Raw genomic sequence first — 24,820 nt, 5'->3', positions numbered from 1 at the left:
CTTGCATCTAGACGAATAACATTGTATAATAGACAATGTTGGTCTTTGACTGCGATGAAGTGGAAGGTTGCTGACACACCCGGCCGCTTTGCCATGGCATGGTGTGGGGAAATTTCCATGGAGAAGGTCTATTTTAGAAATAGGCGAACGAAGGAGGGAAAATAATGGCAAAAGAAAAAATTCGTATCCGTTTAAAAGCTTACGATCACCGTATTCTTGATCAGTCAGCTGAGAAAATTGTAGAAACAGCTAAGCGTTCTGGGGCAACAGTTTCTGGTCCGATCCCATTACCAACTGAAAAAACTGTTTACACAATTCTTCGTGCTGTTCATAAGTACAAAGATTCTCGTGAGCAATTCGAAATGCGCACGCACAAACGTCTAATCGACATCGTGAGTCCTACTCCACAAACAGTAGATTCATTAATGCGTTTAGATTTACCATCTGGTGTAGATATCGAAATCAAACTATAATTTATATAACTTAAAAATGTAGGAGGTGTAACTCATGACCAAAGGAATCTTAGGAAGAAAGATCGGTATGACTCAAGTATTTGCTGAGAACGGTGAGTTAATCCCAGTAACAGTTATCGCTGCTAATCCAAACGTTGTTCTTCAAAAGAAAACAACTGAAACTGATGGCTACAATGCAATCCAGTTAGGATTTGAAGATAAACGTGAAAAGTTAACTAACAAACCTGAACAAGGCCACACTGCTAAAGCATCTACAACTCCTAAGCGCTTCATTCGCGAAATCCGCGATGCAGACGTGGACGGATTAGAGGTTGGTCAAGAGGTAAAAGTTGACGTATTCGCTACAGGTGAAATCGTTGATGTAACAGGAATTTCTAAAGGTAAAGGTTTCCAAGGTGTTATCAAACGCCACGGACAATCTCGCGGACCTATGTCTCATGGTTCTCGCTATCACCGTCGTCCAGGTTCAATGGGCCCAGTTGCTCCGAACCGTGTATTCAAAGGCAAAAAACTTGCTGGACGTATGGGTGGAGACCAAGTTACTATCCAAAACTTAGAAATCGTTCAAGTTGACACTGAGCGCAACTTATTACTAGTAAAAGGTAACGTTCCAGGTGCTAAGAAATCTCTTGTAGTTGTTCAAGGCGCTGTGAAGGTTAGCAAATAATTCACAATAGGAAGGAGGAATTCCAATGCCAAAAGTTACTGTATATAACCAAACTGGTTCACAGGTTGGTGAAATCGAATTAGCTGAAGCTATTTTCGGTATCGAACCAAATGAAGCTGTACTTTTCGAAGCTGTAATGATGCAACGTGCATCTTTACGTCAAGGTACACACAAAGTAAAAACTCGCTCTGAAGTTCGCGGTGGTGGTCGTAAACCATGGCGTCAAAAAGGAACTGGACGTGCTCGTCAAGGGTCTATCCGCTCTCCTCAATGGCGTGGTGGTGGTACGGTATTCGGACCTACACCAAGAAGCTATGCGTACAAACTTCCTAAGAAAGTTCGTCGTTTAGCAATCAAATCTGCATTAGCTACTAAAGTAGTTGAGAACAACATTGTAGTTCTTGAAGACCTAGTGTTAAATGCACCAAAAACAAAAGATATGCTAGCAGTACTTAAAGGATTAACTGTTGAGAAGAAAGCTCTTATCGTAACTGCTGATGCAAACGAATCTGTAGAGTTATCTGCTCGCAATATCCCTGGAGTAACAGTAATCACTGCTGATGGCGTAAACGTTTTAGACGTGCTTCATCATGATAAGCTAATCATGACAAAAGCGGCAGTGGAAAAAGTAGAGGAGGTGCTTGCATAATGAGAGATCCTCGTGATATCATTAAGCGCCCAGTTATCACTGAACGTTCTATGGAAATGATGGCTGAAAAAAAATACACGTTCGATGTGGACGTTAAATCTAATAAAACAGAAGTTAAAGATGCTCTTGAAGCGATCTTTGGTGTTAAAGTAGAAAAAGTGAACATCATGAACTACAAGCCGAAAGCAAAACGCGTTGGTCGTCACGCTGGTTTTACTAGCCGTCGTCGTAAAGCAATCGTTAAGCTAACTGCTGACAGCAAAGAAATCGAAATCTTCCAAGGCGTTTAATTCTTACTAAAGAAGGAGGGAAATTGAGATGGGAATCAAAAAGTATAATCCAACTACTAACGGTCGTCGTAATATGACTACGAATGATTTCGCTGAAATCACGACTGATAGACCCGAAAAGTCATTACTTGCTCCTTTAAGCAAGAAGGCTGGTCGTAATAACCAAGGTAAAATAACTGTACGTCATCAAGGTGGCGGACATAAGCGTCAATACCGTATCATCGACTTTAAGCGTAACAAAGATGGAATTCCAGGACGCGTTGCTACGATCGAATACGATCCAAACCGCTCTGCGAATATCGCATTAATTAACTACGTTGACGGTGAAAAACGTTACATTCTTGCTCCTAAATCTTTAGAAGTAGGTATGGAAGTTATGTCTGGCCCAGAAGCTGACATTAAAATCGGTAACGCATTACCATTAATCAACATTCCAGTAGGTACTGTTGTTCATAACATCGAGCTTAAGCCTGGTCGTGGCGGACAATTAGTTCGTTCTGCTGGTACATCTGCTCAAGTACTTGGTAAAGAAGGTAAATACGTACTTGTACGTTTAACTTCTGGTGAAGTACGTCTTGTATTATCTGCTTGTCGCGCTTCAATCGGTCAAGTAGGTAACGAACAACACGAACTTATCAAAATCGGTAAAGCAGGTCGCTCTCGCTGGTTAGGTAAACGCCCAACAGTTCGTGGTTCTGTAATGAACCCGGTTGATCACCCACACGGTGGTGGTGAAGGACGTTCTCCAATCGGACGTAAGTCTCCAATGTCTCCATGGGGTAAACCAACTCTTGGATTCAAGACTCGTAAGAAAAACAAAGCGTCTGACAAATTCATCGTTCGTCGTCGTAAAAAATAATGGGATTGTAGTACGGTTCATTTCTAGAACCGTACGCCAATCACGAAGGGAGGCACCAAAATGGCTCGTAGCTTAAAAAAAGGACCATTTGTCGATGATCACTTAATGAGCAAAATGGAAAAATTAGTTGCATCTGAGCAAAAACAAGTTGTTAAAACTTGGTCTCGCCGTTCAACAATCTTCCCTCAGTTCATCGGACACACAATCGCTGTATATGATGGTCGTAAACACGTACCTGTGTACATCACTGAGGATATGGTTGGCCATAAGTTAGGTGAATTCGCACCAACTCGTACGTACAAAGGTCACCTTGCTGACGATAAGAAAACTAGAAGATAATGAGAGGAGGCACTTCAATGCAAGCTAAAGCAGTAGCGAGAACAGTTCGTATTGCTCCTCGTAAAGTTCGTTTAGTAGTAGACTTAATCCGAGGTAAGCAAGTGGGTGAAGCGATTGCTATCCTTAACCACACACCAAAAACTGCTTCTCCAGTTGTAGAAAAAGTTTTAAAATCTGCAATCGCAAATGCAGAGCACAATTATGAGATGGACATTAACAACCTAGTTGTTGAAAAAGTTTTCGTTGACGAAGGTCCAACGTTAAAACGTTTCCGTCCACGTGCAATGGGTCGTGCAAGCCAAATTAACAAACGCACAAGCCACATCACAGTTGTGGTATCAGAAAAGAAGGAGGGATAATCGATGGGTCAAAAGGTTAATCCAATTGGTCTTCGTGTCGGCGTTATCCGTGACTGGGAATCTCGTTGGTTCGCTGAGAAAGATTACGCTACATTATTACATGAAGACATCAAAATCCGTGAGTACATTAATGTACGCTTAAAAGATTCTGCTGTTGCTAAAGTAGAAATCGAACGTGCAGCAAATCGTGTAAATGTTACAATTCACACTGCAAAACCTGGTATGGTAATTGGTAAAGGTGGTACTGAAGTTGAAGCACTTCGTAAAGCTCTTAACCAATTAACAGGCAAGCGTGTACACATCAACATTTTAGAAGTTAAGAGAGCTGATCTTAACGCTAAATTAGTAGGCGAAAACATCGCTCGTCAATTAGAAAACCGTGTATCATTCCGTCGTGCACAAAAGCAAGTTATTCAACGTGCTATGCGTGCAGGTGCTAAAGGTATTAAAACACAGGTTTCTGGTCGTCTTGGCGGAGCTGATATCGCTCGTGCAGAATCTTACAGTGAAGGAACTGTTCCACTTCATACACTTCGCGCTGATATTGACTATGCAGCAGTTGAAGCTGATACAACATACGGTAAATTAGGCGTAAAAGTATGGATCTACCGTGGAGAAGTCCTTCCTACAAAAAAGAAAGCTTCTGAGGAAGGAGGAAAATAATATGTTAATGCCAAAACGCGTAAAATATCGTAGAGAGCATCGTGGTAAAATGCGTGGTCGTGCTAAAGGTGGAACTGAAATTGCTTTCGGTGAATTCGGTTTACAAGCACAAGCTGCTTCATGGATTACAAACCGTCAAATCGAAGCTGCTCGTCGTGCAATGACTCGTTACATGAAACGTGGCGGTAAAGTATGGATTAAAATTTTCCCTTCTAAACCTTACACTGCAAAACCTCTAGAAGTACGTATGGGTTCCGGTAAAGGGGCACCAGAAGGCTGGGTAGCAGTAGTAAAACCTGGGAAAATTATGTTCGAAATCGCGGGTGTATCTGAAGAGGTAGCACGCGAAGCATTACGTCTTGCAGCTCACAAGTTACCTGTGAAATGTAAATTCGTAAAACGTGAAGAAAATGGTGGTGAATCTAATGAAAACTAATGATATTCGTGAATTAACCACTGCCGAAATCGAAACAAAAGTTAAAGCTTTAAAGGAAGAGTTGTTTAATCTTCGCTTCCAACTTGCTACAGGACAATTAGAGAATCCAACTCGCATTCGTGAAGTGCGTAAAGCAATTGCTCGTATGAAAACTGTAGTTCGTGAAAGAGAGATCGGAATTAATCGATAAATTGAGGGGAGGTTTGCATAGTGAGCGAACGTAACCAACGCAAAGTTTATACTGGTCGTGTAGTGTCTGACAAAATGGACAAAACGATTACAGTTTTAGTTGAAACTTACAAAACTCATTCCTTGTACGGAAAACGTGTTAAGTATTCTAAGAAGTACAAAGCCCATGATGAGCAAAACCAAGCGAAACTTGGCGATATCGTTAAAATCATGGAAACTCGCCCGCTTTCTGCTACTAAGCGTTTCCGTTTAGTTGAAATCGTTGAAGAAGCGGTTATTATCTAAATAGACGAATCGGAATTTTTAGTCCGAAGGGAGGTTTCATAACATGATCCAACAAGAATCTCGTTTGAAAGTTGCTGACAACTCTGGTGCACGTGAACTTTTAACAATTAAAGTATTAGGCGGCTCTGGTCGTAAATATGCTAACATTGGTGACATTATCGTTGCTACGGTAAAACAAGCAACACCAGGTGGCGTTGTTAAAAAAGGTGACGTTGTTAAAGCAGTAGTGGTACGTACGAAGAGCGGAGCTCGTCGTCCGGACGGTTCTTACATCAAATTTGATGAAAACGCAGCGGTTATCATTAAAGACGATAAGAGCCCACGTGGTACTCGTATCTTCGGACCAGTAGCTCGTGAATTACGTGATAGCAACTTCATGAAGATCGTTTCTTTAGCTCCAGAAGTTCTATAATTTAAGGTATTGCCTTGCTAAGGAGGTGCAGAATTAAGATGCATGTAAAAAAAGGTGATAAAGTACAGGTAATCACTGGTAAAGACAAAGGAAAACAAGGCGTTATCCTTGTGGCTTTCCCAAAGCAAAACCGTGTTATCGTTGAGGGTGTCAATATCGTTAAGAAGCACTCTAAGCCATCTCAATTAAATCCACAAGGTGGAATTATTACTAAAGAAGCACCTATTCACGTTTCTAACGTTATGATTTTAGATCCGAAAACAGGTGAACCTACTCGTGTAGGCTTCAAAGTAGAAGATGGTAAAAAAGTTCGTATTGCAAAAAAATCTGGTGAATTATTAGATAAATAATTTTCTTAAGAAAGGAGGTCACTTCATTGAATCGCCTTAAAGAGAAGTTCCAAAAGGAAATTACTCCTGCTCTAGTGAGCAAGTTTAACTATAAATCTGTAATGCAGGTACCAAAAATCGAAAAGATCGTAATCAACACTGGTGTTGGTGACGCGGTATCTAACTCAAAAGCGTTAGACAACGCAGTAGAAGAATTAACACAAATCACAGGTCAAAAACCTGTTGTAACTCGTGCTAAAAAATCAATCGCTGGTTTCCGTCTTCGTGAAGGTATGCCAATCGGTGCGAAAGTAACTTTACGCGGCGAGCAAATGTATGAGTTCTTCGACAAATTAGTATCAGTTTCTTTACCACGTGTACGTGATTTCCGTGGTGTTTCTAAGAAATCATTCGATGGTCGTGGAAACTATACATTAGGTGTTAAAGAGCAACTTATTTTCCCTGAGATTGATTATGATAAAGTAAGCAAAGTCCGCGGTATGGACATCGTAATCGTTACTACAGCGAAAACTGATGAAGAAGCTCGTGAACTTTTAACACAATTCGGTATGCCATTCCAAAAATAATGGAAGCCAACGCTAAGTAGAGGAGGCGAAAACGTGGCTAAAAAATCTATGATAGCGAAACAAAAGCGTACTCCTAAGTTTAAAGTACAAGAGTATACACGTTGCGAACGCTGCGGTCGTCCGCATTCTGTATACCGCAAATTTAAACTTTGCCGTATTTGTTTCCGTGAACTTGCATATAAAGGTCAAATTCCTGGTGTTAAAAAAGCTAGTTGGTAAAACCCACAAATGGGAAGGAGGTAAAACACATGGTGATGACAGATCCAATTGCAGACATGCTTACTCGCATCCGTAATGCGAACATGGTACGTCATGAGAAATTAGAGGTTCCTGCTTCTAAAATCAAAAAAGAGATCGCTGAACTTTTAAAACGTGAAGGTTTCATTCGTGATGTAGAATACATCGAGGATAACAAACAAGGTATCCTTCGTATTTTCCTGAAATATGGTGCAAACAATGAACGTGTAATCACTGGATTAAAACGTATCAGTAAACCTGGCTTACGCGTTTACGCTAAAGCTGACGAAGTACCACGTGTACTTAACGGATTAGGTATCGCTCTTGTTTCTACATCTAAGGGAGTAATGACAGACAAAGACGCTCGTCAATTACAAACTGGTGGAGAAGTAGTAGCATACGTTTGGTAATATATATTTAAAACGAACGGAGGTGTGACCACATGTCTCGTATTGGTAAAAAGATTCTTGAAATCCCTGCAGGTGTTACTATTACAGTTGCAGAAGACAATACTGTAACAGTAAAAGGCCCTAAAGGTGAATTAACTCGTACTTTCAATGCTGATATGCTTATCAAAATTGAAGAGAATACATTAACAGTTGAGCGTCCATCTGAACAGAAGGAACACCGTGCATTACACGGTACAACTCGTGCTTTAATCGGAAACATGGTTGAAGGTGTAACTGAAGGTTTCGCACGCGGACTTGAATTAGTCGGTGTTGGTTACCGTGCTCAAAAACAAGGTGATAAACTTGTATTAAGCGTAGGTTATTCTCATCCAGTAGAAATGACTCCGGAAGCAGGTCTTGAAGTTGAAGTACCTGCACCAACTAAGATCGTAATTAAAGGTATCGACAAGCAACGTGTTGGCGAATTCGCTGCTAACATCCGTGCTGTACGTGCTCCTGAGCCTTACAAAGGTAAAGGTATTCGTTACGAAGGCGAAGTTGTTCGTCGTAAAGAAGGTAAAACTGCTAAGTAAACCCGTTAGGTGAGAGAAAGGAGTGACAAGAATGATCACTAAAGCTGATAAAAATGCGACTCGTAAGAAAAGACATGCACGTGTACGTGCTAAACTTACTGGTACTGCAGAGCGTCCACGTTTAAACGTGTTCCGTTCTAACCAACATATTTACGCTCAAGTTATTGATGATGTGAATGGTGTAACGTTAGTAAGTGCATCTACTCTTGATAAAGACCTTGCTCTTAACGGTACTAGCAATATTGAAGCTGCTACGAAAGTTGGAGAATCAGTTGCTAAGCGTGCTGTAGAGAAAGGCGTTAAAGAAGTAGTATTTGATCGCGGTGGTTACTTATACCATGGCCGTGTTAAAGCTCTAGCTGAAGCTGCTCGTGAGGCTGGATTACAATTTTAATGGTCAAAGGAGGGAAAATTGATGCATCGCATTGACCCAAGTAAATTAGAACTTGAAGAACGTGTAGTTACGATAAATCGTGTCGCGAAAGTTGTTAAGGGTGGTCGTCGTTTCCGCTTTGCTGCACTAGTTGTAGTTGGCGATAAAAACGGTCATGTTGGATTCGGTACTGGTAAAGCACAAGAGGTACCAGACGCAATCCGTAAAGCTATCGAAGACGCTAAGAAAAACTTAATCGCTGTACCATTAGTTGGTACAACAATTCCACACACAATCAACGGTCATTTTGGCGCTGGTGAAGTATTCTTAAAACCTGCTGCTGAGGGTACTGGTGTTATTGCTGGTGGACCTGTTCGTGCGGTCCTTGAATTAGCTGGTGTACAAGATATTCTTTCGAAATCTCTTGGTTCTAACACACCAATCAACATGATTCGCGCTACTGTGAACGGATTAAGCGAACTTAAGCGCGCTGAAGATGTTGCAAAATTACGCGGTAAATCTGTAGAAGAGCTACTAGGTTAAGGAGGGAAAACAAATGGCGAAAAAGTTAGAAATTACCCTCACTCGTAGTGTAATTGGTCGTCCACAAGATCAACGTGCGACGGTAGAAGCTTTAGGTCTTAAAAAGTTGAATTCAACTGTAGTTAAGGAAGAAACTCCTGCTATTCTTGGTATGATCAACAAAGTTTCTCACCTTGTAACTGTAAAAGAAGCTTAAGGATAACTCATTAATATAAGGAGGTGCCTGGGAATGAAACTTCATGAATTAAAACCTGCAGAAGGTTCTCGTAAAGTACGTAACCGTGTCGGTCGTGGTATCGGTTCTGGTAACGGTAAAACTGCTGGTAAAGGTCATAAAGGACAAAACGCACGTTCTGGCGGCGGTGTTCGTCTTGGCTTCGAAGGTGGTCAAACTCCATTATTCCGTCGTTTACCAAAACGCGGCTTCACAAACATTAACCGTAAAGAGTTTGCTATTGTAAACTTATCAACGTTAAATCGTTTTGAAGATGGTACAGAAGTAACACCTGAATTATTGCTGGAAACTGGCGTTATCAGCAAGTTAAACGACGGTGTTAAAGTTCTTGCAAGCGGAGCAGTAGAGAAAAAACTAACTGTTAAAGCGCACAAGTTCTCTTCAAGTGCTAAAGAAGCAATTGAAGCAGCTGGCGGATCAGTTGAGGTGATCTAATGTTTCGTACAATCTCCAACTTTATGCGCGTTGCTGAGATAAGACGTAAAATATTATTCACTTTAGCGATGTTAATCGTATTCAGGATTGGCACGTTTATCCCCGTGCCATTTACAAATGGAGACGTACTGAAGGCACAAGATCAATTAAATGCTTTAGGTATTCTAAATACATTTGGCGGTGGAGCCTTGAAAAACTTCTCCATCTTTGCGATGGGAATCATGCCGTATATTACAGCATCCATCATCGTGCAATTATTGCAGATGGATGTTGTTCCTAAATTTTCGGAATGGTCGAAGCAAGGTGAAATGGGCCGTCGTAAATTAACGCAATTCACGCGTTACTTTACAATTGTTCTTGCGTTTATTCAGGGGTTTGGTATGTCAATCGGTTTTAACGGTATGGTAGGTGGACAATTAATTTTGAATCCAGGTTGGAGCACTTATTTATACATTGCTACGGTACTGACTGCTGGTACTGCATTTTTAATGTGGTTAGGTGAACAGATTACAGCTAAAGGTGTAGGTAATGGTATTTCCATCCTTATCTTTGGCGGTATTGCCGCAGCGATCCCAAGTGTTATATCTCAAGTGTATCAGCAACAGTTTCAAAATATCGGAGATCAATTGTTCATGAGTATCGTTAAAGTTGCATTGATTTTACTAGCTGTGCTAGCAGTTATTGTGGGTGTTATTTTCATTCAACAGGCTGTTAGAAAGATTCCAATTCAATATGCGAAGCGTGTAACAGGAGGAAATGGTGGTTATGCTGGAGCACAAAACACACATTTACCGCTTAAGGTAAATAGTGCTGGTGTTATTCCAGTAATTTTTGCTGTTTCATTCTTAATTACGCCTCCGACTATTGCACAGTTCTTCCCGAAACATGATGTATCGCAGTGGATTATTGCAAACTTTAACTATTCTCACCCAGTGGGAATGATCATATATGTTGCGCTCATTGTAGCCTTCACATATTTCTATGCATTTGTTCAGGTTAATCCAGAGCAAATGTCAGAGAATCTAAACAAGCAAGGTGGATATGTTCCAGGTATTCGTCCGGGTAAGAATACGGAACAATATCTAACAAAAATCTTGTATCGTTTGACCTTTGTAGGATCAATTTTCCTAGCAGCGATTGCAATCTTACCAGTTATCTTTACGAAATTGGGAAATCTTCCTCCATCTGCACAGATCGGTGGAACGAGTATGTTAATCGTTGTCGGCGTTGCTTTAGAAACAATGAAGCAGCTAGAAAGCCAACTGGTAAAACGCCATTACAAAGGGTTTATCAAGCAGTGAGTAAGTGGGAAGAATTGTCTTCCCTACATGCTCATGTACTCTGAGGGGGAACAAGGATGAACTTAATTTTAATGGGGCTTCCTGGTGCTGGTAAAGGTACACAAGCCGAACAGATTGTTGCCAAGTATAACATCCCTCACATTTCAACAGGAGACATGTTCCGTGCAGCTATGAAGGCTGAAACTGAAATGGGTCTACAAGCAAAATCTTTTATTGATAAAGGTGCACTTGTTCCAGATGAAGTTACGATCGGAATCGTTCGTGAACGTTTAAGTCAAGACGACTGCGTAAGAGGTTTCTTACTAGACGGTTTCCCACGAACTGTTGCACAAGCATCAGCTCTTGAAGAAATTATGAAAGATCTTGGCAAAAAAATCGACTATGTTTTAAACATTAATGTGGATTCAGGGTTGTTATTAAAACGCCTTACAGGCCGTCGCATTTGTAAAGAGTGCGGTGCGACTTACCACTTAGAATTCAATCCACCAGCAAAAGCTGATGTGTGCGATAAATGTGGTGGCGAATTATATCAACGCTCTGATGACAATGAAGAAACTGTAGCAAATCGTTTAGATGTAAATATTAAGCAAACAAAACCTTTGCTTGATTTCTACGAAGAGCTTGGTTACTTACAAAGCATTAATGGTGAGCAAGATATCAATAAAGTATTTGCTGATATCGATGTTCTCATCGGAGGCTTAGCGTAATGATAATCTGCAAAACTCCTCGCGAGATAGAAATCATGCGAGAAGCTGGCAGGATCGTTGCTTTGACTCATCAAGAGTTGAAACAGCACATTACTCCAGGAATTACAACGAAAGAGCTCGATCAAATAGCGGAAAAGACGATTCAAAAATATGGTGCTACGCCATCTTTTAAAGGATACAACGGATTTCCGGGGAGCATATGTGCTTCTGTAAATGAAGAGCTTGTACACGGAATTCCAGGGAAGCGCAAGCTCAAAGAGGGCGATATCATCAGTATCGATATTGGTGCGAAATACAATGGGTACCATGGAGATTCTGCATGGACGTATCCAGTTGGAAACATTTCTGAATCTGTTCAAAAGCTACTTGATGTCACAGAAAAATCGTTGTATCTTGGTCTAGAACAAGTAAAACCAGGCGAGAGATTATCAAATATCTCACATGCGGTTCAAACCCATGCTGAAGAGAATGGATTCTCGATCGTTAGGGAGTATGTTGGTCACGGAATCGGGCAAGACTTACATGAGGACCCTCAAATCCCGCACTATGGTCCACCAAATAGAGGCCCTAGATTAAAGCCGGGAATGGTCATCTGTGTTGAGCCGATGGTGAATCAAGGAAGACGATATGTAAAAACACTATCTGATGACTGGACAGTGGTAACGGTAGATGGTAAATGGTGTGCCCATTTTGAGCACACGATTGCTCTTACAGAAGCAGGATACGAAATCCTTACCACTTTATAAGTAGCTGGCTCTCCGGGATTTCAGAGCAGTGTAAAATGTTACTGATTTGAAGAAGGGAGAACTATTGAATGGCTAAAGATGATGTAATTGAAGTCGAAGGTACCGTTCTTGAAACGTTGCCAAATGCTATGTTCAAAGTAGAATTAGAGAATGGGCATGTCGTATTGGCTCACGTTTCTGGTAAAATCCGTATGAACTTCATTCGTATTTTACCAGGAGACAAAGTTACGGTAGAATTATCTCCGTACGATTTAAATCGTGGTCGTATTACGTACCGTTTTAAATAATATAGCACTCCGTAATCTTTAAGGAGGTTCGAGACATGAAAGTAAGACCGTCAGTTAAACCAATCTGCGAAAAATGTAAAGTTATTCGTAGACGTGGAAAAGTAATGGTTATTTGTGAAAACCCTAAACATAAACAAAAACAAGGTTAATCAGAAGGAGGTGCATTCGTAATGGCACGTATCGCAGGTGTAGATATTCCTCGAGACAAACGCGTTGTTATTTCTTTAACTTACGTATTCGGCATTGGTCGCACAACTGCTGAAAAAATTCTTGCTGAAGCAGGTATTTCTGAAGAAACACGAGTTCGTGATTTAACGGAAGACGAATTAGGACGTATCCGTGATATCATCGATCGTATTAAAGTTGAGGGAGACCTTCGTCGTGAAGTATCTCTTAACATCAAACGTCTAATGGAGATCGGTTCTTACCGTGGTCTTCGTCACCGTCGTGGTTTACCAGTTCGTGGTCAAAACTCTAAAAACAATGCTCGTACACGTAAAGGTCCACGTCGTACAGTAGCAAATAAAAAGAAATAATAAGTAAAGGAGGTTGAACTAACAATGGCACGTAAAACAAACACTCGTAAAAAACGTGTGAAAAAGAATATTGAAGCTGGTATAGCTCATATTCGTTCTACTTTCAACAACACAATCGTAACACTTACAGATACTCACGGTAACGCACTTTCTTGGTCTAGTGCTGGTGCACTTGGTTTCCGTGGATCTCGTAAATCTACTCCATTCGCTGCGCAAATGGCTGCTGAAACTGCTGCTAAAGCTGCAATGGAACACGGTTTAAAAACTTTAGAGGTTACTGTTAAAGGTCCTGGTGCTGGTCGTGAAGCTGCAATTCGTGCTCTTCAAGCTGCAGGTCTAGAAGTAACAGCAATTAGAGATGTTACTCCAGTTCCTCATAATGGATGTCGTCCACCAAAACGTCGTCGTGTGTAATTTTTCTGTATAGAATTTTCCCTTTTGTCTATAATGGATATGATGCATTATCGAGAAATTTCGTACAGAAACATCGCTTGTTGTGCACAATCGGGAACTGCCTAAGGGGGACTTTCGGTTAGACAGGGGTTATACCTTTGTTTAACCGGGGTTTCGACGTTTTGAAGGAGGGTTTAGTTAATGATTGAAATCGAAAAGCCGAAAATCGAAACGGTTGAACTTAACGAAGATGCTAAATATGGTAAATTCGTAATTGAACCGCTTGAGCGTGGATATGGTACTACTTTGGGTAACTCCTTACGTCGTATTCTTTTATCCTCACTCCCTGGTGCCGCTGTTACTGCTATCCAAATCGATGGCGTATTACATGAATTTTCAACAGTTGAGGGCGTAGTAGAAGACGTTACGACGATCATCTTAAACTTGAAAAAGTTAGCTCTTAAAATCTACTCTGAAGAAGAGAAGACGTTGGAAATTGATGTACAGGGCGAAGGTATTGTCACAGCTGCTGATATTACTCACGATAGTGATGTAGAAATCTTAAATCCAGATTTACACATTGCAACGTTAGCAAAAGATGCGCATTTCCGCGTGCGTTTAACTGCAAAGCGTGGCCGTGGGTATACGCCAGCTGATGCAAATAAAAGCGAAGATCAACCAATAGGAGTAATTCCTATTGATTCTATTTATACTCCAGTATCACGTGTGACTTACCAAGTGGAAAAGACACGTGTCGGACAAGTGGCTAATTATGATAAGCTTACGCTTGATGTATGGACGGATGGAAGCATCGGGCCAAAAGAAGCTATCTCTTTAGGTGCCAAAATCTTAACTGAGCATTTAAATATCTTTGTTGGTTTAACTGATGAAGCACAAAATGCTGAGATTATGGTCGAGAAGGAAGAAGATCAAAAAGAGAAAGTTCTTGAGATGACTATCGAAGAACTAGACCTTTCTGTTCGTTCTTATAATTGCCTAAAACGTGCAGGAATTAATACTGTACAAGAGCTTGCGAACAAAACAGAAGAAGATATGATGAAAGTTCGTAACTTAGGACGTAAATCCTTAGAAGAAGTTAAACATAAACTTGAGGAATTAGGTTTAGGTTTACGTAAAGACGACTGAGGATTTAAACCCATCAACAAAGGAGGGAACTACGAATGGCATACAGAAAATTAGGCCGTACAAGTGCGCAACGTAAAGCTATGTTACGTGATTTAGCTACTGATTTAATTATCAACGAGCGCATCCAAACGACAGAAACTCGTGCAAAAGAACTTCGTTCTGTAGTGGAAAAAATGATCACTTTAGGTAAACGCGGAGATCTTCATGCTCGTCGTCAAGCAGCAGCTTTCATTCGCAATGAAGTAGCTAACGCTGAGACTGGTCAAGATGCACTTCAAAAACTATTCGCTGATGTAGCTCCACGCTATGCTGAGCGCCAAGGCGGATACACTCGTATTGCAAAAATTGGTCCACGTCGCGGAGACGCAGCACCAATGGTAATTATCGAGTTAGTATAATGATAATTAAAAGGGCAGGACAGTTCTTTTCAAGAAACTGGTCATGGCCCTTTTTTTTAAATATAAAAATAGGCTAACTGTGCGAAGGAAAGGGTGCCTTCTATTGAAAAAAGAGAAACTTCGGATAGAAAATATATCATTTCAATATCCTGGGGCAGCCACTTATGCATTAAAAGATGTTTCATTTTCCTTATATGAGGGAGAATGGGTATCTATTATTGGACAAAACGGTTCAGGAAAGTCTACACTTGCAAAATTATTGAATGGTTTGTTTTTGCCAGAAGCAGGGACTATTACAGTAAATGATACAATGGTTTTATCAGAGGAAACGGTATGGGATGTTCGAAAACAAATTGGAATGGTATTTCAAAATCCAGATAATCAATTTGTTGGAACAACAGTGCAAGATGATGTTGTATTTGGCTTAGAGAATATCGGAATGCCAAGAGAACAAATGATTGAAAGATTAGAACAGGCCTTGCGACTTGTCCGTATGGAAGATTTTCTTAATGATGAGCCTCATTCCTTATCTGGTGGGCAAAAGCAGCGAGTGGCAATAGCAGGCGTTTTAGCACTTCAACCATCTATTTTAATATTAGATGAAGCAACGTCAATGTTAGACCCTCAAGGGAGACGTGAAGTAGTAGAAACGGTTAGACAACTTGTTACTCAAAAAGGTATTACCGTGTTATCGATTACGCACGATTTAGAAGAAGCGGCACAGTCAGATCGTGTCATTATTTTAAATAAGGGAGAAATATTAGAGGAAGGGACTCCAGAAAAAATTTTCAAATCCTCTCATATGCTCCAAGAAATTGGCTTAGATGTACCGTTTTCAGTGAAAATAGCAGAATTATTAAAAAGAAATGAAATTCTCTTGCAAAATACGCATCTTACAATGGAAAGCTTGGTGAACGAACTTTGGAGATTACATTCCAAAAAGTAGAGCATCGTTATCAATATAAAACTCCATTTGAAAGACGCGCACTTTATGATGTAGATGTGTCGTTTCCAAGTGGGGGCTATTATGCCATTATTGGTCATACTGGTTCAGGTAAGTCAACGATGATTCAACATTTAAATGGTTTATTGCAGCCGACAAATGGTACAGTTCAAATTGGTGAACATTTGATTTCGGCAGGAAAGAAAGAAAAAAAGTTAAAGCCACTACGTAAAAAAGTAGGGGTTGTCTTTCAATTCCCAGAACATCAGTTGTTTGAAGAGACTGTGGAGAAAGATATTTGTTTCGGCCCTACTAATTTTGGAGTATCTGTAGACGAAGCAAGGCAAAAGGCTAGAAAGGCAATTGAACTTGTAGGGCTAGAACCGGAACTGTTAACACGTTCTCCGTTCGAATTAAGTGGTGGACAAATGAGACGTGTTGCTATAGCGGGTGTACTGGCGATGGAACCTGAAGTGCTTGTATTAGATGAACCTACAGCAGGACTAGATCCAAAAGGGCAGAACGAACTTATGGAGATGTTTTATAAGCTGCACAAGGAAAAGGGGCTTACAGTTATCCTTGTAACGCATAATATGGAGGATGCTGCTCAGTATGCGGAGCAGATTGTAGTTATGCATAAAGGAACGGTCTTTTTGCAAGGAAGTGCAGAGGAAGTATTTTCACATGCCGATGAACTAGAGAAAATTGGTGTGGATCTTCCTATGTCATTAAAGTATAAACGTGCAATTGAAGAGAAGTTTGGTATTTCAATTCCAAAGGCTACCTTATCTTTAGAGGATCTTACTCATGAAGTTGTGCAGGTGTTACGAAAAGGTGGTCATGAATCATGCAGCAGTTGATTATTGGGAGATATATCCCGGGGAATTCACTTATTCATCAACTTGATCCACGTACGAAGCTGCTGATTGTCTTTTTATATGTATTTGTTGTTTTCTTAGCAAATAATGCGATTTCATATGGATTTTTATTTTTATATGCACTCATTGCTTTATTTTTTGCAAAAGTGCCGATTCGTTATGTACTTTCGGGCTTAAAACCAATTTTATGGATTTTTCTTTTTACATTTTTCCTGCATATTTTTACAAATAAGGAGGGGGATGTACTATTCCAGCTTGGTTGGTTTTCAATATATGAAAAAGGATTAGAGCAAGGGATATACATTTCTGTACGATTCTTCGTTATTATTTTAATGACGACATTATTAACGTTAACGACGACACCTATTGAAATTACAGATGGTTTGGAGACGTTATTAAAGCCGTTGAAGCGTATAAAGGTTCCTGTTCATGAAATCGCATTAATGATGTCAATTTCTCTTCGTTTTATCCCGACATTAATGGATGAAACGAGTAAAATAATGAAAGCACAAGCGTCACGTGGTATTGATTTTGCCGGGGGACCGATAAAAGATAGAATGAAAGCTATTATTTCACTGCTCGTTCCTCTGTTTATCAGTGCTTTTAAGCGTGCAGAGGACTTAGCCATTGCGATGGAAGCTCGTGGATATCAAAGTGGTGAAGGACGTACTAAATTTAGGCAACTACGCTGGAAAACAAGCGATACAGTAACGATTGTCAGCTTATTTTGTTTAGCTTGTATTTTGGCATGGGTGCGATCGTAATGGAGAATAGAGAAATGGATAGAATAAAATGTACGGTTGCATATGATGGCATGCATTTTTGTGGTTATCAAATTCAGCCGAACCATCGTACTGTTCAACAGGAGATAGAAAAAGCATTGCAGAAATTGCATAAGGGAGAACTTGTTCGTGTTCAGGCATCTGGTAGAACAGATTCTACAGTTCATGCAAAAGGACAAGTAATACACTTTGATACTCCTTTGTCTCTTGAAGAGTGGCAATGGATTAATGCTTTAAACACAATGTTGCCAGATGATATTGTTATTAGGCAAGTAGAGAAAAAAACAGAAGAATTTCATGCACGTTACGGTGTTGAGAAAAAAGAATATCGTTATCGTGTATTATTATCAAAGACTGCGGATGTATTCCGTAGAAATTACGTATATCAATATCCATACCCGCTCGAAATCAACTCTATAAGAAAAGCAATTCCTTATTTTATTGGAACACATGATTTCACTTCTTTTTGTTCGGCAAAAACTGACAAAAAAGATAAAGTGCGAACAATTTATGAAATCGAGTTAATTGAACAAAATGATGAAATAATTTTTCGTTTTGTAGGTAATGGATTTTTATATAATATGGTCAGAATTATTGTTGGTACGTTACTTAGCGTAGGGCAAGGAAAGCTTGATCCTGATAGCATTCCAGAGATTTTAGCGAAACAAAATCGTCAGTTTGCTGGAAAGATGGCTCCAGGTCATGGGCTTTACTTATGGGAGGTAAACTATAACAACTAATCCTGGTGTAACATTTGCTTGACATTAGAAACTCAAAAGTATATCATAACATATGGTATTGTTTCTAAAACCACGATTAGCCCCGGAAGGAAATCGTGTTTAAGATAAACAATAGATTTTTTCTATGGAAAAGATAACGAGGAGGGAAACACATGCGTACGACTTTTATGGCAAAAGCTAACGAAGTTGAGCGTAAATGGTATGTGGTTGATGCTGAAGGTCAAACTTTAGGTCGCCTTGCTAGTGAAGTAGCATCCATTTTACGTGGTAAAAACAAACCTACATTTACACCACACGTTGACACGGGTGATCATGTAATTATTATTAACGCTGAGAAAATTCATTTAACAGGTAATAAATTAAACGATAAAATTTACTACCGTCACACTAACCACCCAGGTGGACTTAAGCAAAGAACAGCTCTTGAAATGCGTACAAACTACCCTGTACAAATGTTAGAGCTTGCAATTAAAGGCATGCTTCCAAAAGGACGCTTAGGCCGTCAAGTTTCTAAGAAACTTAACGTGTATGCTGGAGCAGAGCATCCACACCAAGCACAAAAACCAGAAGTTTACGAACTTCGCGGATAATTAATTAAAGGAGGGCTTACTTTGGCACAGGTTCAATACTATGGCACTGGACGTCGTAAGAGTTCAGTAGCGCGCGTACGCCTAGTTCCAGGCGAAGGACGCGTTATCATTAACGGTCGTGATTTTGAAAACTATATCCCATTTGCTGCATTACGTGAAGTAGTGAAACAACCTCTAGTTGCAACAGAAACTTTAGGTAACTACGATGTACTTGTAAACGTAAATGGTGGTGGATACACTGGTCAAGCTGGTGCTATTCGTCACGGTATTTCTCGCGCTTTATTAAAAGCTGATCCAGAATACCGTCTAACACTAAAACGTGCAGGTCTATTAACTCGTGACGCACGTATGAAAGAGCGTAAAAAATACGGTCTTAAAGGCGCACGTCGTGCACCTCAGTTCTCAAAACGTTAATTTTTGCGAACTACAAACCCCAACCATTTTGGTTGGGGTTTTTTTATGTTTCATTCCTCTTTTGCAATTTTTATAGCTTGGAATATTTTAGTGCTACCGCCATGCGTATGCTTCTTCTTTAGAAGTTTAGACTAATACGTATTAGGGAGGTTTATAAGTACTATGAATGTCATTGTCAGCTTACAAGAAAAACAAAAAGAAAAGCAGTTAAAATACGAGCGGAAGATGTTGCGGGAATTATCATTAAAAACATTGCGTTCAAATATTCGTGATGCCTTTCAAATGCAAGAGCTTCATCGTCAGTATGAAGATTACTGTATTGAATTAGGGATAGAATCTTATTTATTAGGAGCGAGATACAGTAAATTTGGTTATTATGGTGAATCGTTTTTTGATGTGAAATATAGAGCTTTAGAAGAAGAACAACAATTAACTGAAACGCTATTTCAATTTTTAACGAGTATGACTATGCGAGAAATAAAGTTGAAAGATGAGGAATTACTTTTTGAATCTTGTCAGCAGTTTATAGGATTGTGGTGGCAAGAAGGGTATGAAAAAGGTGAAAGAAGATATCGATTAAAGCTTCATTAAGACAAGCATAAACTTTCCTCTTGTCCCATATAAGTAATTAGAGGGACTAGCTGGAGGAGGAAAGGTATGAAGAGAATTCGAATTATCTCTTTTGCACTCGCTGCGGTTGTATTGTTTTTTTTAGTTAAACAAGAATTTCAAATTACAAAATCGTGGCGAGCTTGGAATTTACCCTTATCAGGGAAAGTAATTGTATTAGATGCTGGGCATGGTGGACCAGATGGAGGGGCTGTTGGTGGAAAGGATATTATAGAAAAGGATATTACGCTTGAAATTACAAAAAAGGTACAAGACTATTTACAAGAACAAGGTGCACTAGTTATTTTAACGCGTGAGGGAGATTATGATTTAGCTAACAAAGATACAAAGTCATATAGTAGACGTAAAGCAGAGGATTTAAAAAAACGTGTAGAAATCATCAATAAACCTGATGTAGACTTTTTTGCAAGTATTCATTTAAATGCTTTAACTAGTAGTGGATCGAAAGGCGCACAAACGTTCTATTACCGCTCTTCGATTGAAAATGAACGTGCTGCAAAATTTATACAGGCTGAATTGAGAACAAGTTTAGAAAACACGAATCGTTCTGCTAAGACAATTTCGCATGTATATTTATTAAAGTATTCTAAAACACCAGGTGCTTTAATTGAAGCTGGCTTTTTATCGAATGTGAACGAAAGGTATATGTTAAATTCGGAGAAATATCAGCAAAAGGTAGCAGCTGCAATATACCGTGGTATATTACGTTATTTCACGGAAAAAGGAAATCCTCCAGAATAAGGAGGATTTTTTTGAGCTTCTCTCGTTAACGAAGTTTTCGGAAAATATGTTATACTGGAAATGTAAACGCATTTATTTCAAGGATAAGCAGAGATAAATTCAATTAACATTACGTTATTTTTCATACAGGGGGCTGGGCTAATTATGATAACGAAAGAGCAAGTGGTTGAAGCGTTAGAAGGGATTGTAGATCCGTTTTTACATAAAACATTAAAAGAAACAAGTGCAATTAAAGAGGTAACAGTCAAGCCAGAGAAGGAACATGTGAGTGTCAAAATTGCAATCGTAAAAACCGGTACAGCGGAACAAATGCAGTTGCAGTCTGGAATTGTAAAGTTAGTAAAAGAACTTGGGGCAGCAACAGTTGGACTTCGTTTTGCAGAATTTACAGAAGAGGAATTAGCTCAGTTTGCACCGGAACAAGAAGAAGAGCAAAGTGAATCTTTATTGTCACCTAATTCAAAAACAACATTCTTAGCAGTAGCGAGTGGAAAAGGTGGCGTGGGAAAATCAACTGTTTCCGTTAACCTTGCAGTTGCTTTAGCTCGTTTAGGAAAAAAAGTTGGTATTATTGATGCGGACATTTACGGTTTTAGTGTGCCAGACATGATGGGGATAGAAAAACGTCCTATCGTAAGAGGTGACAAGATAATTCCGGTGGAACGTTTAGGTGTAAAGGTAATCTCAATGGGCTTCTTTGTAGAGGATAATGCACCAGTTATTTGGAGAGGACCTATGCTTGGGAAAATGTTAAACCACTTCTTCACAGAAGTAGAATGGGGCGATTTAGATTATTTAGTACTAGATTTGCCACCAGGCACAGGTGATGTTGCGTTAGATGTGCACTCAATGTTGCCATCTTGCAAAGAGATTATTGTAACGACGCCTCATCCAACAGCTGCGTTTGTAGCAGCGCGTGCTGGAGCGATGGCATTGCGCACTGAACATAGTATTCTTGGTGTTGTTGAGAATATGGCATATTTTGAAAGTAAGGTAACTGGTGAGAAAGAATATGTATTTGGAAAAGGCGGGGGAGATAAGTTAGCTACCGAATTACAAACGAATGTTCTTGGTCGCATTCCGCTACAACAACCCGATTGGAACAAAGAAGACTTTGCTCCTTCAGTATATGAAGATACACATACAACGGGCATTATTTATAGTAAAATAGCTGAAACAGTAATTGATAGAACAGCTGTTACACAAAAATAAAGTGAAACTTTAATCAGTGGGGTTCACCTGTTACTGACAACAATAAGGCTTTTGTTGCTAGTAAACCTTTCGCTTAACTAGAGGGGGCCATTTCGTCTGTTAATAGCAAGATAAAGTAATAACGAGTGAACAATGTATAAATTGTCCACTCGTTATTATAGTTATTATTTTTTACTATTCTTCCTTCTTCCCGCCTTGAGAACCACCGTCACCGCCTGCTTCTTTCTTACCAGATCCGCCTTTTTCAGCTTTTTGCACACCTTTACTAATGATATCAATCATCTTGGCTTGGAAGAGTGGACTTTCAGCAGTTTCTGTTAGTACTTGTTGTAGATATTGACGGTATTCTTTACTCTTCATTGTTTGTAACATCATTTTTTCTACTTCAGGATTTTTCATAATTTCTATAACGCCTGCTTGGTATTCAGGGTCTTTTAATAAGGTTTTCATTAATTGGGTTTGTTCTTTCCCCATACTTTTAGCGAACTTCGATGAGAACTCAGGATCTTTAAAGAGCTTTTCCCAGAATTGTTGCCCTTTATCGGATACCATGGCATCTTCAATCGTTTTCTTTACTACTGTTTCATCTAGTATGAGTGCTTGTTTCATTTTTTCATCAGTTAATACATCTTGAATAGCTTTCTTACCTTGATCTGTTTTTAAAATATCAACAATCATTTTCTTTGTTTGATCGTAATCTAGTTCGGATTTCGTTTCTTTTCCTTGTGCGCATGCTGCAAGTGCGATAAGTAGAAAAGAAGAAACGAAAATGAATAGCATCCGTTTCATAAGTTGGAACTCCTTTCAGCACAGTTCTCTCTTTTTAATATAAATATCTTTAAGGAATTTATACATGAACATGGCTAGCTTTTTGAAATTGTCATTGATACAATTTAATTAGAAATATAAGGATAATGGGGGATGTGTTGTGAATAGCCGCAAGTGGGTACGACTATTTTTAACGACGTTGTTTCTTGGTGGAATTAGCACAGTTATTATTGGTTTTGTTTTGGAGTGGGACAAGTACAATAAATTTTTTCAAAATTTCGACGGTAAGGAGATTTTAGCAGTATCTTTCTGGCTGATGGGTGTAGGATTTATTTTTAGTGTTATAAGTCAAATGGGATTCTTTGCATATTTAACAATCCACCGTTTTGGACTAGGGATGTTCCGCTCATCTTCTTTATGGAATGCAGTCCAGCTCTTCTTTATTGCATTCGTATTATTTGATTTTGTGTATTTAAGATCTGTACTTATTGCAAATGGGGAAGTCTCGTTAGGGAATAACATACTTGTTGCTGGAATATTATTTGTGTTTGGAGCAATTGTTGCTTATGTAAAAAGCAAAGAAACAAATAAAAAAGCATTTGTGCCAGCTCTGTTCTTTATGGTTGTTGTAACGATCCTTGAATGGGTACCGGCGCTTCGGATTAATGATACAGATTGGTTATATTTAATGGTTATACCGCTATTGTTATGTAACGCATATCAATTACTTGTATTACATCGTTTAATCGGAAAAACAAGTAAATCAGCTTAATAGAGAGATTTTATACACCAGCAGTTATAATGCTGGAAATGGTATGATTAAAAAAGCTCTACCACCTTCTTGAAAGGTAGTAGAGCTTTTTATGCGTGAAGAGTGGTAGGGAAGAAGCTACTTCACATCTTCACTTTTCGTACTTGTGTTGGAAATAAGTTGTGATACGGATATTTGCTCATATCCATCACTTTTTATTTTTTGCAGGAGCAGCGGTAAAGCTCTATTTGTTTGAAGGGCAGAATCGGATGCGTGTAATAAGACGATATCTCCACCTTTCAAATTATTAGAGACAGTGGAAACGATGTTATTTACACCTGGGTTTTTCCAATCGTTTGAATTATTACTCCAATGCACGACGGTGTATCCAAGTGATTCTGCGATTTTAAGGGTTGCTTTGTTAAATTCGCCACTAGGTGGACGTAACAGCTTGACTTGTTTTACACCAAGTTTCGTAAAAACATCTTGTGCTCGTAAAAGGTCTCGTCTTATTTCATTTGTCTCTAGAGAAGTGTAGGATGTGTAATTGTACCCCATACTACCGATTTCGTGTCCGTCTTTCATGATTCGCTCTACAATATCGGGGTGTCTTTCGGCCCATGCAGCAGAAAGGAAGAATGTTGCATTCTTAATTTCTCTTTCTTTAAGAGTATCTAGGATTGGAATTGCTTTTTTGTCTCCCCAACTAATATCAAACGTAAATGCAACTTGCTTTTTAGCGGTGTCTCCTTTGTAAATTACTTTAGGGCCTGTAGCAGTTGAAAAAGCAGATTCATGTGAATATGTTTTTAAAAAGAGTAGCCATGCTGTAAATAAGGACAGTATCACTATTAAGCTAATGTGTTTAAAATTTCTCTTACTCGTAATAAAAAAGAAAAACATAATATTACGCCCCTTTGTCCAATCCTTTTCAGTTACATATATGCTGTAAATATAAAAAAGAGAACAAAGGATTAATATCGTAAGTAGTGGATATAATGGATGATAGGATTGTGATAATTGAAAATGAGCGGAACGTTTATTGTTGCGTAAGGAATTATTGAGGTGATTGTTTGCTTGGGCTGATGTTGACAAAAGAAGAGAGAAAAGAAATGGAATACATATTGAAGAGAGAATTAGAGGAACTTTTATTTGATTTTGAAGATGAGCGTATTCATGAAGTTGTAAAAAAAGCCATGGAAGAAAGATATAAAATCATTTTCTGTTTATTCCGGAGAGTAGCTAACACAGAAGAATGTATTCGTTATGTAAGAAAAAGAATTTTTTATTAAAAAGTGTTGACGTTAATAGTTTGTATATGTTAAATTAATAACCGTCGCTGATGCGGAAACGCAGAAAACGACAAAAAGAAATTGAAAAACTTAGTTGACATCGAAAAACGAAAATGTTAACATAAGGAAGTCGCAAATGAGCGACCAAGTAGTTCTTTGAAAACTGAACGAAACAAACAACGTGAAACGTCAATTTTTATTTTAGATGCTAGACAAACTAACT

43 protein-coding genes are annotated in these 24,820 nt (G+C 39.1%); 41 read left to right on the top strand and 2 right to left on the bottom strand.

Annotated elements, in window-relative coordinates; all coding sequences use genetic code 11:
* The first annotated feature begins 164 nt into the window (after positions 1–164).
* The 39 genes from rpsJ (at position 165) to AB6801_RS29125 (ending at position 21,786) form a co-directional block, all read left to right on the top strand.
* A complete protein-coding gene (rpsJ, locus tag AB6801_RS29315; RefSeq protein ID WP_001040596.1) occupies positions 165–473 on the top strand; it encodes a 30S ribosomal protein S10 in 309 nt (102 codons plus the stop codon).
* A gap of 34 nt (positions 474–507) precedes the next feature.
* On the top strand, positions 508–1,140 hold the full coding sequence (rplC, locus tag AB6801_RS29310) for a 50S ribosomal protein L3 (protein ID WP_000160207.1): 633 nt from the start codon (positions 508–510) through the stop codon (positions 1,138–1,140).
* A 25-nt stretch (positions 1,141–1,165) separates the two neighbouring features.
* Positions 1,166–1,789 carry a 50S ribosomal protein L4 gene (gene rplD, locus AB6801_RS29305; protein ID WP_001127258.1) on the top strand — a complete coding sequence of 208 codons (624 nt, stop codon included), beginning with the start codon at positions 1,166–1,168 and terminating at the stop codon, positions 1,787–1,789.
* Entirely contained in the window at positions 1,789–2,079 is a 291-nt protein-coding gene (gene rplW, locus AB6801_RS29300; RefSeq protein WP_001205558.1) for a 50S ribosomal protein L23, read from the top strand. Before rplD ends, rplW begins: the two co-directional genes overlap by 1 nt.
* Positions 2,080–2,107: 28 nt before the next feature.
* The gene (gene rplB, locus AB6801_RS29295; RefSeq protein WP_000511583.1) at positions 2,108–2,938 is read left to right on the top strand and encodes a 50S ribosomal protein L2; all 831 of its coding nucleotides are present in this window, start codon (positions 2,108–2,110) and stop codon (positions 2,936–2,938) included.
* A 60-nt stretch (positions 2,939–2,998) separates the two neighbouring features.
* Complete coding sequence (gene rpsS / locus AB6801_RS29290) at positions 2,999–3,277, top strand: 30S ribosomal protein S19 (protein ID WP_000124454.1); 279 nt, start codon at positions 2,999–3,001, stop codon at positions 3,275–3,277.
* A gap of 17 nt (positions 3,278–3,294) precedes the next feature.
* Positions 3,295–3,636 (top strand): 50S ribosomal protein L22, encoded by a 342-nt coding sequence (gene rplV / locus AB6801_RS29285; RefSeq protein WP_001148024.1) that lies wholly within the window; start codon positions 3,295–3,297, stop codon positions 3,634–3,636.
* Positions 3,637–3,639: 3 nt separating this feature from the next.
* The gene (gene rpsC, locus AB6801_RS29280) at positions 3,640–4,299 is read left to right on the top strand and encodes a 30S ribosomal protein S3 (RefSeq protein ID WP_000529956.1); all 660 of its coding nucleotides are present in this window, start codon (positions 3,640–3,642) and stop codon (positions 4,297–4,299) included.
* Position 4,300: 1 nt separating this feature from the next.
* The gene (rplP, locus tag AB6801_RS29275) at positions 4,301–4,735 is read left to right on the top strand and encodes a 50S ribosomal protein L16 (RefSeq protein ID WP_000928969.1); all 435 of its coding nucleotides are present in this window, start codon (positions 4,301–4,303) and stop codon (positions 4,733–4,735) included.
* Complete coding sequence (gene rpmC / locus AB6801_RS29270; protein WP_000855718.1) at positions 4,725–4,925, top strand: 50S ribosomal protein L29; 201 nt, start codon at positions 4,725–4,727, stop codon at positions 4,923–4,925. Before rplP ends, rpmC begins: the two co-directional genes overlap by 11 nt.
* Positions 4,926–4,945: 20 nt before the next feature.
* On the top strand, positions 4,946–5,209 hold the full coding sequence (gene rpsQ / locus AB6801_RS29265; RefSeq protein ID WP_000004106.1) for a 30S ribosomal protein S17: 264 nt from the start codon (positions 4,946–4,948) through the stop codon (positions 5,207–5,209).
* Between the two features lie 43 nt (positions 5,210–5,252).
* Positions 5,253–5,621, top strand: coding sequence for a 50S ribosomal protein L14 (rplN, locus tag AB6801_RS29260; protein WP_000615912.1), 369 nt, complete (start codon positions 5,253–5,255; stop codon positions 5,619–5,621).
* A 38-nt stretch (positions 5,622–5,659) separates the two neighbouring features.
* Positions 5,660–5,971: a 50S ribosomal protein L24 gene (rplX, locus tag AB6801_RS29255; RefSeq protein WP_000558200.1), complete on the top strand. Its 312-nt coding sequence runs from the start codon at positions 5,660–5,662 to the stop codon at positions 5,969–5,971.
* Between the two features lie 26 nt (positions 5,972–5,997).
* A complete protein-coding gene (gene rplE, locus AB6801_RS29250; RefSeq protein ID WP_001080831.1) occupies positions 5,998–6,537 on the top strand; it encodes a 50S ribosomal protein L5 in 540 nt (179 codons plus the stop codon).
* A 33-nt stretch (positions 6,538–6,570) separates the two neighbouring features.
* Positions 6,571–6,756, top strand: a complete 186-nt coding sequence (gene rpsN / locus AB6801_RS29245) for a 30S ribosomal protein S14 (protein WP_001085700.1) — start codon at positions 6,571–6,573, stop codon at positions 6,754–6,756.
* Between the two features lie 29 nt (positions 6,757–6,785).
* Positions 6,786–7,184 carry a 30S ribosomal protein S8 gene (rpsH, locus tag AB6801_RS29240; protein ID WP_000245511.1) on the top strand — a complete coding sequence of 133 codons (399 nt, stop codon included), beginning with the start codon at positions 6,786–6,788 and terminating at the stop codon, positions 7,182–7,184.
* A gap of 32 nt (positions 7,185–7,216) precedes the next feature.
* Positions 7,217–7,756, top strand: a complete 540-nt coding sequence (gene rplF / locus AB6801_RS29235; RefSeq protein WP_000086558.1) for a 50S ribosomal protein L6 — start codon at positions 7,217–7,219, stop codon at positions 7,754–7,756.
* 31 nt (positions 7,757–7,787) lie between these two features.
* Positions 7,788–8,150, top strand: a complete 363-nt coding sequence (gene rplR / locus AB6801_RS29230) for a 50S ribosomal protein L18 (RefSeq protein WP_000628816.1) — start codon at positions 7,788–7,790, stop codon at positions 8,148–8,150.
* A gap of 21 nt (positions 8,151–8,171) precedes the next feature.
* Positions 8,172–8,672 carry a 30S ribosomal protein S5 gene (gene rpsE, locus AB6801_RS29225; RefSeq protein WP_000554646.1) on the top strand — a complete coding sequence of 167 codons (501 nt, stop codon included), beginning with the start codon at positions 8,172–8,174 and terminating at the stop codon, positions 8,670–8,672.
* Positions 8,673–8,685: 13 nt separating this feature from the next.
* Positions 8,686–8,868, top strand: a complete 183-nt coding sequence (gene rpmD, locus AB6801_RS29220; protein ID WP_001085234.1) for a 50S ribosomal protein L30 — start codon at positions 8,686–8,688, stop codon at positions 8,866–8,868.
* Positions 8,869–8,901: 33 nt separating this feature from the next.
* Positions 8,902–9,342 (top strand): 50S ribosomal protein L15, encoded by a 441-nt coding sequence (rplO, locus tag AB6801_RS29215; protein ID WP_000766081.1) that lies wholly within the window; start codon positions 8,902–8,904, stop codon positions 9,340–9,342.
* Entirely contained in the window at positions 9,342–10,643 is a 1,302-nt protein-coding gene (gene secY, locus AB6801_RS29210; protein ID WP_000490117.1) for a preprotein translocase subunit SecY, read from the top strand. Before rplO ends, secY begins: the two co-directional genes overlap by 1 nt.
* 56 nt (positions 10,644–10,699) lie before the next feature.
* Positions 10,700–11,350, top strand: a complete 651-nt coding sequence (locus tag AB6801_RS29205; protein ID WP_001048989.1) for an adenylate kinase — start codon at positions 10,700–10,702, stop codon at positions 11,348–11,350.
* The gene (gene map, locus AB6801_RS29200) at positions 11,350–12,096 is read left to right on the top strand and encodes a type I methionyl aminopeptidase (RefSeq protein ID WP_000582539.1); all 747 of its coding nucleotides are present in this window, start codon (positions 11,350–11,352) and stop codon (positions 12,094–12,096) included. The genes AB6801_RS29205 and map overlap by 1 nt, the downstream gene beginning before the upstream one ends.
* A 68-nt stretch (positions 12,097–12,164) precedes the next feature.
* Positions 12,165–12,383, top strand: coding sequence for a translation initiation factor IF-1 (infA, locus tag AB6801_RS29195; RefSeq protein ID WP_001029884.1), 219 nt, complete (start codon positions 12,165–12,167; stop codon positions 12,381–12,383).
* A gap of 35 nt (positions 12,384–12,418) precedes the next feature.
* Entirely contained in the window at positions 12,419–12,532 is a 114-nt protein-coding gene (rpmJ, locus tag AB6801_RS29190; protein WP_000868344.1) for a 50S ribosomal protein L36, read from the top strand.
* 21 nt (positions 12,533–12,553) lie between these two features.
* Positions 12,554–12,919, top strand: a complete 366-nt coding sequence (gene rpsM, locus AB6801_RS29185) for a 30S ribosomal protein S13 (protein ID WP_000090788.1) — start codon at positions 12,554–12,556, stop codon at positions 12,917–12,919.
* Positions 12,920–12,943: 24 nt separating this feature from the next.
* A complete protein-coding gene (gene rpsK / locus AB6801_RS29180) occupies positions 12,944–13,333 on the top strand; it encodes a 30S ribosomal protein S11 (RefSeq protein WP_000101798.1) in 390 nt (129 codons plus the stop codon).
* 180 nt (positions 13,334–13,513) lie between these two features.
* Positions 13,514–14,458 (top strand): DNA-directed RNA polymerase subunit alpha, encoded by a 945-nt coding sequence (locus AB6801_RS29175; RefSeq protein ID WP_000569643.1) that lies wholly within the window; start codon positions 13,514–13,516, stop codon positions 14,456–14,458.
* A gap of 35 nt (positions 14,459–14,493) precedes the next feature.
* Positions 14,494–14,856: a 50S ribosomal protein L17 gene (rplQ, locus tag AB6801_RS29170; protein WP_000331490.1), complete on the top strand. Its 363-nt coding sequence runs from the start codon at positions 14,494–14,496 to the stop codon at positions 14,854–14,856.
* Between the two features lie 103 nt (positions 14,857–14,959).
* Positions 14,960–15,802, top strand: a complete 843-nt coding sequence (locus AB6801_RS29165; RefSeq protein ID WP_000711759.1) for an energy-coupling factor ABC transporter ATP-binding protein — start codon at positions 14,960–14,962, stop codon at positions 15,800–15,802.
* Positions 15,778–16,659, top strand: coding sequence for an energy-coupling factor ABC transporter ATP-binding protein (locus tag AB6801_RS29160; RefSeq protein WP_000406535.1), 882 nt, complete (start codon positions 15,778–15,780; stop codon positions 16,657–16,659). The genes AB6801_RS29165 and AB6801_RS29160 overlap by 25 nt, the downstream gene beginning before the upstream one ends.
* On the top strand, positions 16,647–17,441 hold the full coding sequence (locus AB6801_RS29155; protein WP_001186526.1) for an energy-coupling factor transporter transmembrane component T family protein: 795 nt from the start codon (positions 16,647–16,649) through the stop codon (positions 17,439–17,441). Before AB6801_RS29160 ends, AB6801_RS29155 begins: the two co-directional genes overlap by 13 nt.
* A gap of 14 nt (positions 17,442–17,455) precedes the next feature.
* On the top strand, positions 17,456–18,199 hold the full coding sequence (gene truA, locus AB6801_RS29150; RefSeq protein ID WP_002098927.1) for a tRNA pseudouridine(38-40) synthase TruA: 744 nt from the start codon (positions 17,456–17,458) through the stop codon (positions 18,197–18,199).
* A 152-nt stretch (positions 18,200–18,351) separates the two neighbouring features.
* Entirely contained in the window at positions 18,352–18,789 is a 438-nt protein-coding gene (gene rplM / locus AB6801_RS29145) for a 50S ribosomal protein L13 (protein WP_001260793.1), read from the top strand.
* Between the two features lie 21 nt (positions 18,790–18,810).
* Entirely contained in the window at positions 18,811–19,203 is a 393-nt protein-coding gene (gene rpsI / locus AB6801_RS29140; protein ID WP_000079986.1) for a 30S ribosomal protein S9, read from the top strand.
* A 162-nt stretch (positions 19,204–19,365) separates the two neighbouring features.
* On the top strand, positions 19,366–19,794 hold the full coding sequence (locus AB6801_RS29135; RefSeq protein WP_001101005.1) for a DUF2521 family protein: 429 nt from the start codon (positions 19,366–19,368) through the stop codon (positions 19,792–19,794).
* 66 nt (positions 19,795–19,860) lie between these two features.
* Positions 19,861–20,574, top strand: a complete 714-nt coding sequence (cwlD, locus tag AB6801_RS29130; protein WP_000822439.1) for an N-acetylmuramoyl-L-alanine amidase CwlD — start codon at positions 19,861–19,863, stop codon at positions 20,572–20,574.
* A gap of 144 nt (positions 20,575–20,718) precedes the next feature.
* Complete coding sequence (locus AB6801_RS29125; RefSeq protein WP_000628846.1) at positions 20,719–21,786, top strand: Mrp/NBP35 family ATP-binding protein; 1,068 nt, start codon at positions 20,719–20,721, stop codon at positions 21,784–21,786.
* Positions 21,787–21,960: 174 nt separating this feature from the next.
* On the opposite strand, the gene gerD is transcribed toward AB6801_RS29125, so the two are convergent.
* The gene (gene gerD, locus AB6801_RS29120) at positions 21,961–22,575 is read right to left on the bottom strand and encodes a spore germination lipoprotein GerD (RefSeq protein WP_000827296.1); all 615 of its coding nucleotides are present in this window, start codon (positions 22,573–22,575) and stop codon (positions 21,961–21,963) included.
* A gap of 139 nt (positions 22,576–22,714) precedes the next feature.
* Between gerD and kbaA the strand changes: the two genes are divergently transcribed.
* Positions 22,715–23,326, top strand: coding sequence for a KinB signaling pathway activation protein KbaA (gene kbaA, locus AB6801_RS29115; protein ID WP_001088526.1), 612 nt, complete (start codon positions 22,715–22,717; stop codon positions 23,324–23,326).
* Between the two features lie 117 nt (positions 23,327–23,443).
* Here the strand turns inward: kbaA and pdaB are convergent, their stop codons facing one another.
* A complete protein-coding gene (pdaB, locus tag AB6801_RS29110) occupies positions 23,444–24,208 on the bottom strand; it encodes a polysaccharide deacetylase family sporulation protein PdaB (RefSeq protein WP_000464705.1) in 765 nt (254 codons plus the stop codon).
* A 170-nt stretch (positions 24,209–24,378) separates the two neighbouring features.
* Here pdaB and AB6801_RS29105 point away from each other — a divergent pair, with 170 nt between their 5' ends.
* Positions 24,379–24,597 (top strand): hypothetical protein, encoded by a 219-nt coding sequence (locus AB6801_RS29105; protein WP_000901147.1) that lies wholly within the window; start codon positions 24,379–24,381, stop codon positions 24,595–24,597.
* Positions 24,598–24,820 lie beyond the last annotated feature (223 nt).

Source organism: Bacillus sp. RCC_6_1, from assembly GCF_041360755.1.
Taxonomy (GTDB): domain Bacteria; phylum Bacillota; class Bacilli; order Bacillales; family Bacillaceae_G; genus Bacillus_A; species Bacillus_A cereus.
This window is presented reverse-complemented; position numbering and strand designations above follow the sequence as displayed.

Bases quoted from the DNA above. Each gene is read 5' to 3' on its own strand.
- rplB (WP_000511583.1), top strand. From the start codon at position 2,108: ATGGGAATCAAAAAGTATAATCCAACTACTAACGGTCGTCGTAATATG.
- rplX (WP_000558200.1), top strand. From the start codon at position 5,660: ATGCATGTAAAAAAAGGTGATAAAGTACAGGTAATCACTGGTAAAGAC.
- truA (WP_002098927.1), top strand. From the start codon at position 17,456: ATGGATAGAATAAAATGTACGGTTGCATATGATGGCATGCATTTTTGT.
- rplW (WP_001205558.1), top strand. From the start codon at position 1,789: ATGAGAGATCCTCGTGATATCATTAAGCGCCCAGTTATCACTGAACGT.
- rpmJ (WP_000868344.1), top strand. From the start codon at position 12,419: ATGAAAGTAAGACCGTCAGTTAAACCAATCTGCGAAAAATGTAAAGTT.
- rpsK (WP_000101798.1), top strand. From the start codon at position 12,944: ATGGCACGTAAAACAAACACTCGTAAAAAACGTGTGAAAAAGAATATT.
- rplQ (WP_000331490.1), top strand. From the start codon at position 14,494: ATGGCATACAGAAAATTAGGCCGTACAAGTGCGCAACGTAAAGCTATG.
- AB6801_RS29135 (WP_001101005.1), top strand. From the start codon at position 19,366: ATGAATGTCATTGTCAGCTTACAAGAAAAACAAAAAGAAAAGCAGTTA.
- rplR (WP_000628816.1), top strand. From the start codon at position 7,788: ATGATCACTAAAGCTGATAAAAATGCGACTCGTAAGAAAAGACATGCA.
- rplM (WP_001260793.1), top strand. From the start codon at position 18,352: ATGCGTACGACTTTTATGGCAAAAGCTAACGAAGTTGAGCGTAAATGG.
- rpsM (WP_000090788.1), top strand. From the start codon at position 12,554: ATGGCACGTATCGCAGGTGTAGATATTCCTCGAGACAAACGCGTTGTT.
- rplO (WP_000766081.1), top strand. From the start codon at position 8,902: ATGAAACTTCATGAATTAAAACCTGCAGAAGGTTCTCGTAAAGTACGT.
- rplP (WP_000928969.1), top strand. From the start codon at position 4,301: ATGTTAATGCCAAAACGCGTAAAATATCGTAGAGAGCATCGTGGTAAA.
- map (WP_000582539.1), top strand. From the start codon at position 11,350: ATGATAATCTGCAAAACTCCTCGCGAGATAGAAATCATGCGAGAAGCT.
- AB6801_RS29205 (WP_001048989.1), top strand. From the start codon at position 10,700: ATGAACTTAATTTTAATGGGGCTTCCTGGTGCTGGTAAAGGTACACAA.
- rpsC (WP_000529956.1), top strand. From the start codon at position 3,640: ATGGGTCAAAAGGTTAATCCAATTGGTCTTCGTGTCGGCGTTATCCGT.
- rplF (WP_000086558.1), top strand. From the start codon at position 7,217: ATGTCTCGTATTGGTAAAAAGATTCTTGAAATCCCTGCAGGTGTTACT.
- rpsS (WP_000124454.1), top strand. From the start codon at position 2,999: ATGGCTCGTAGCTTAAAAAAAGGACCATTTGTCGATGATCACTTAATG.
- rplN (WP_000615912.1), top strand. From the start codon at position 5,253: ATGATCCAACAAGAATCTCGTTTGAAAGTTGCTGACAACTCTGGTGCA.
- rplV (WP_001148024.1), top strand. From the start codon at position 3,295: ATGCAAGCTAAAGCAGTAGCGAGAACAGTTCGTATTGCTCCTCGTAAA.
- rpmD (WP_001085234.1), top strand. From the start codon at position 8,686: ATGGCGAAAAAGTTAGAAATTACCCTCACTCGTAGTGTAATTGGTCGT.
- rpmC (WP_000855718.1), top strand. From the start codon at position 4,725: ATGAAAACTAATGATATTCGTGAATTAACCACTGCCGAAATCGAAACA.
- infA (WP_001029884.1), top strand. From the start codon at position 12,165: ATGGCTAAAGATGATGTAATTGAAGTCGAAGGTACCGTTCTTGAAACG.
- AB6801_RS29175 (WP_000569643.1), top strand. From the start codon at position 13,514: ATGATTGAAATCGAAAAGCCGAAAATCGAAACGGTTGAACTTAACGAA.
- pdaB (WP_000464705.1), bottom strand. From the start codon at position 24,208: ATGTTTTTCTTTTTTATTACGAGTAAGAGAAATTTTAAACACATTAGC.
- rpsJ (WP_001040596.1), top strand. From the start codon at position 165: ATGGCAAAAGAAAAAATTCGTATCCGTTTAAAAGCTTACGATCACCGT.
- secY (WP_000490117.1), top strand. From the start codon at position 9,342: ATGTTTCGTACAATCTCCAACTTTATGCGCGTTGCTGAGATAAGACGT.
- AB6801_RS29155 (WP_001186526.1), top strand. From the start codon at position 16,647: ATGCAGCAGTTGATTATTGGGAGATATATCCCGGGGAATTCACTTATT.
- gerD (WP_000827296.1), bottom strand. From the start codon at position 22,575: ATGAAACGGATGCTATTCATTTTCGTTTCTTCTTTTCTACTTATCGCA.
- AB6801_RS29125 (WP_000628846.1), top strand. From the start codon at position 20,719: ATGATAACGAAAGAGCAAGTGGTTGAAGCGTTAGAAGGGATTGTAGAT.
- rplD (WP_001127258.1), top strand. From the start codon at position 1,166: ATGCCAAAAGTTACTGTATATAACCAAACTGGTTCACAGGTTGGTGAA.
- rpsE (WP_000554646.1), top strand. From the start codon at position 8,172: ATGCATCGCATTGACCCAAGTAAATTAGAACTTGAAGAACGTGTAGTT.
- cwlD (WP_000822439.1), top strand. From the start codon at position 19,861: ATGAAGAGAATTCGAATTATCTCTTTTGCACTCGCTGCGGTTGTATTG.
- rpsH (WP_000245511.1), top strand. From the start codon at position 6,786: ATGGTGATGACAGATCCAATTGCAGACATGCTTACTCGCATCCGTAAT.
- rplC (WP_000160207.1), top strand. From the start codon at position 508: ATGACCAAAGGAATCTTAGGAAGAAAGATCGGTATGACTCAAGTATTT.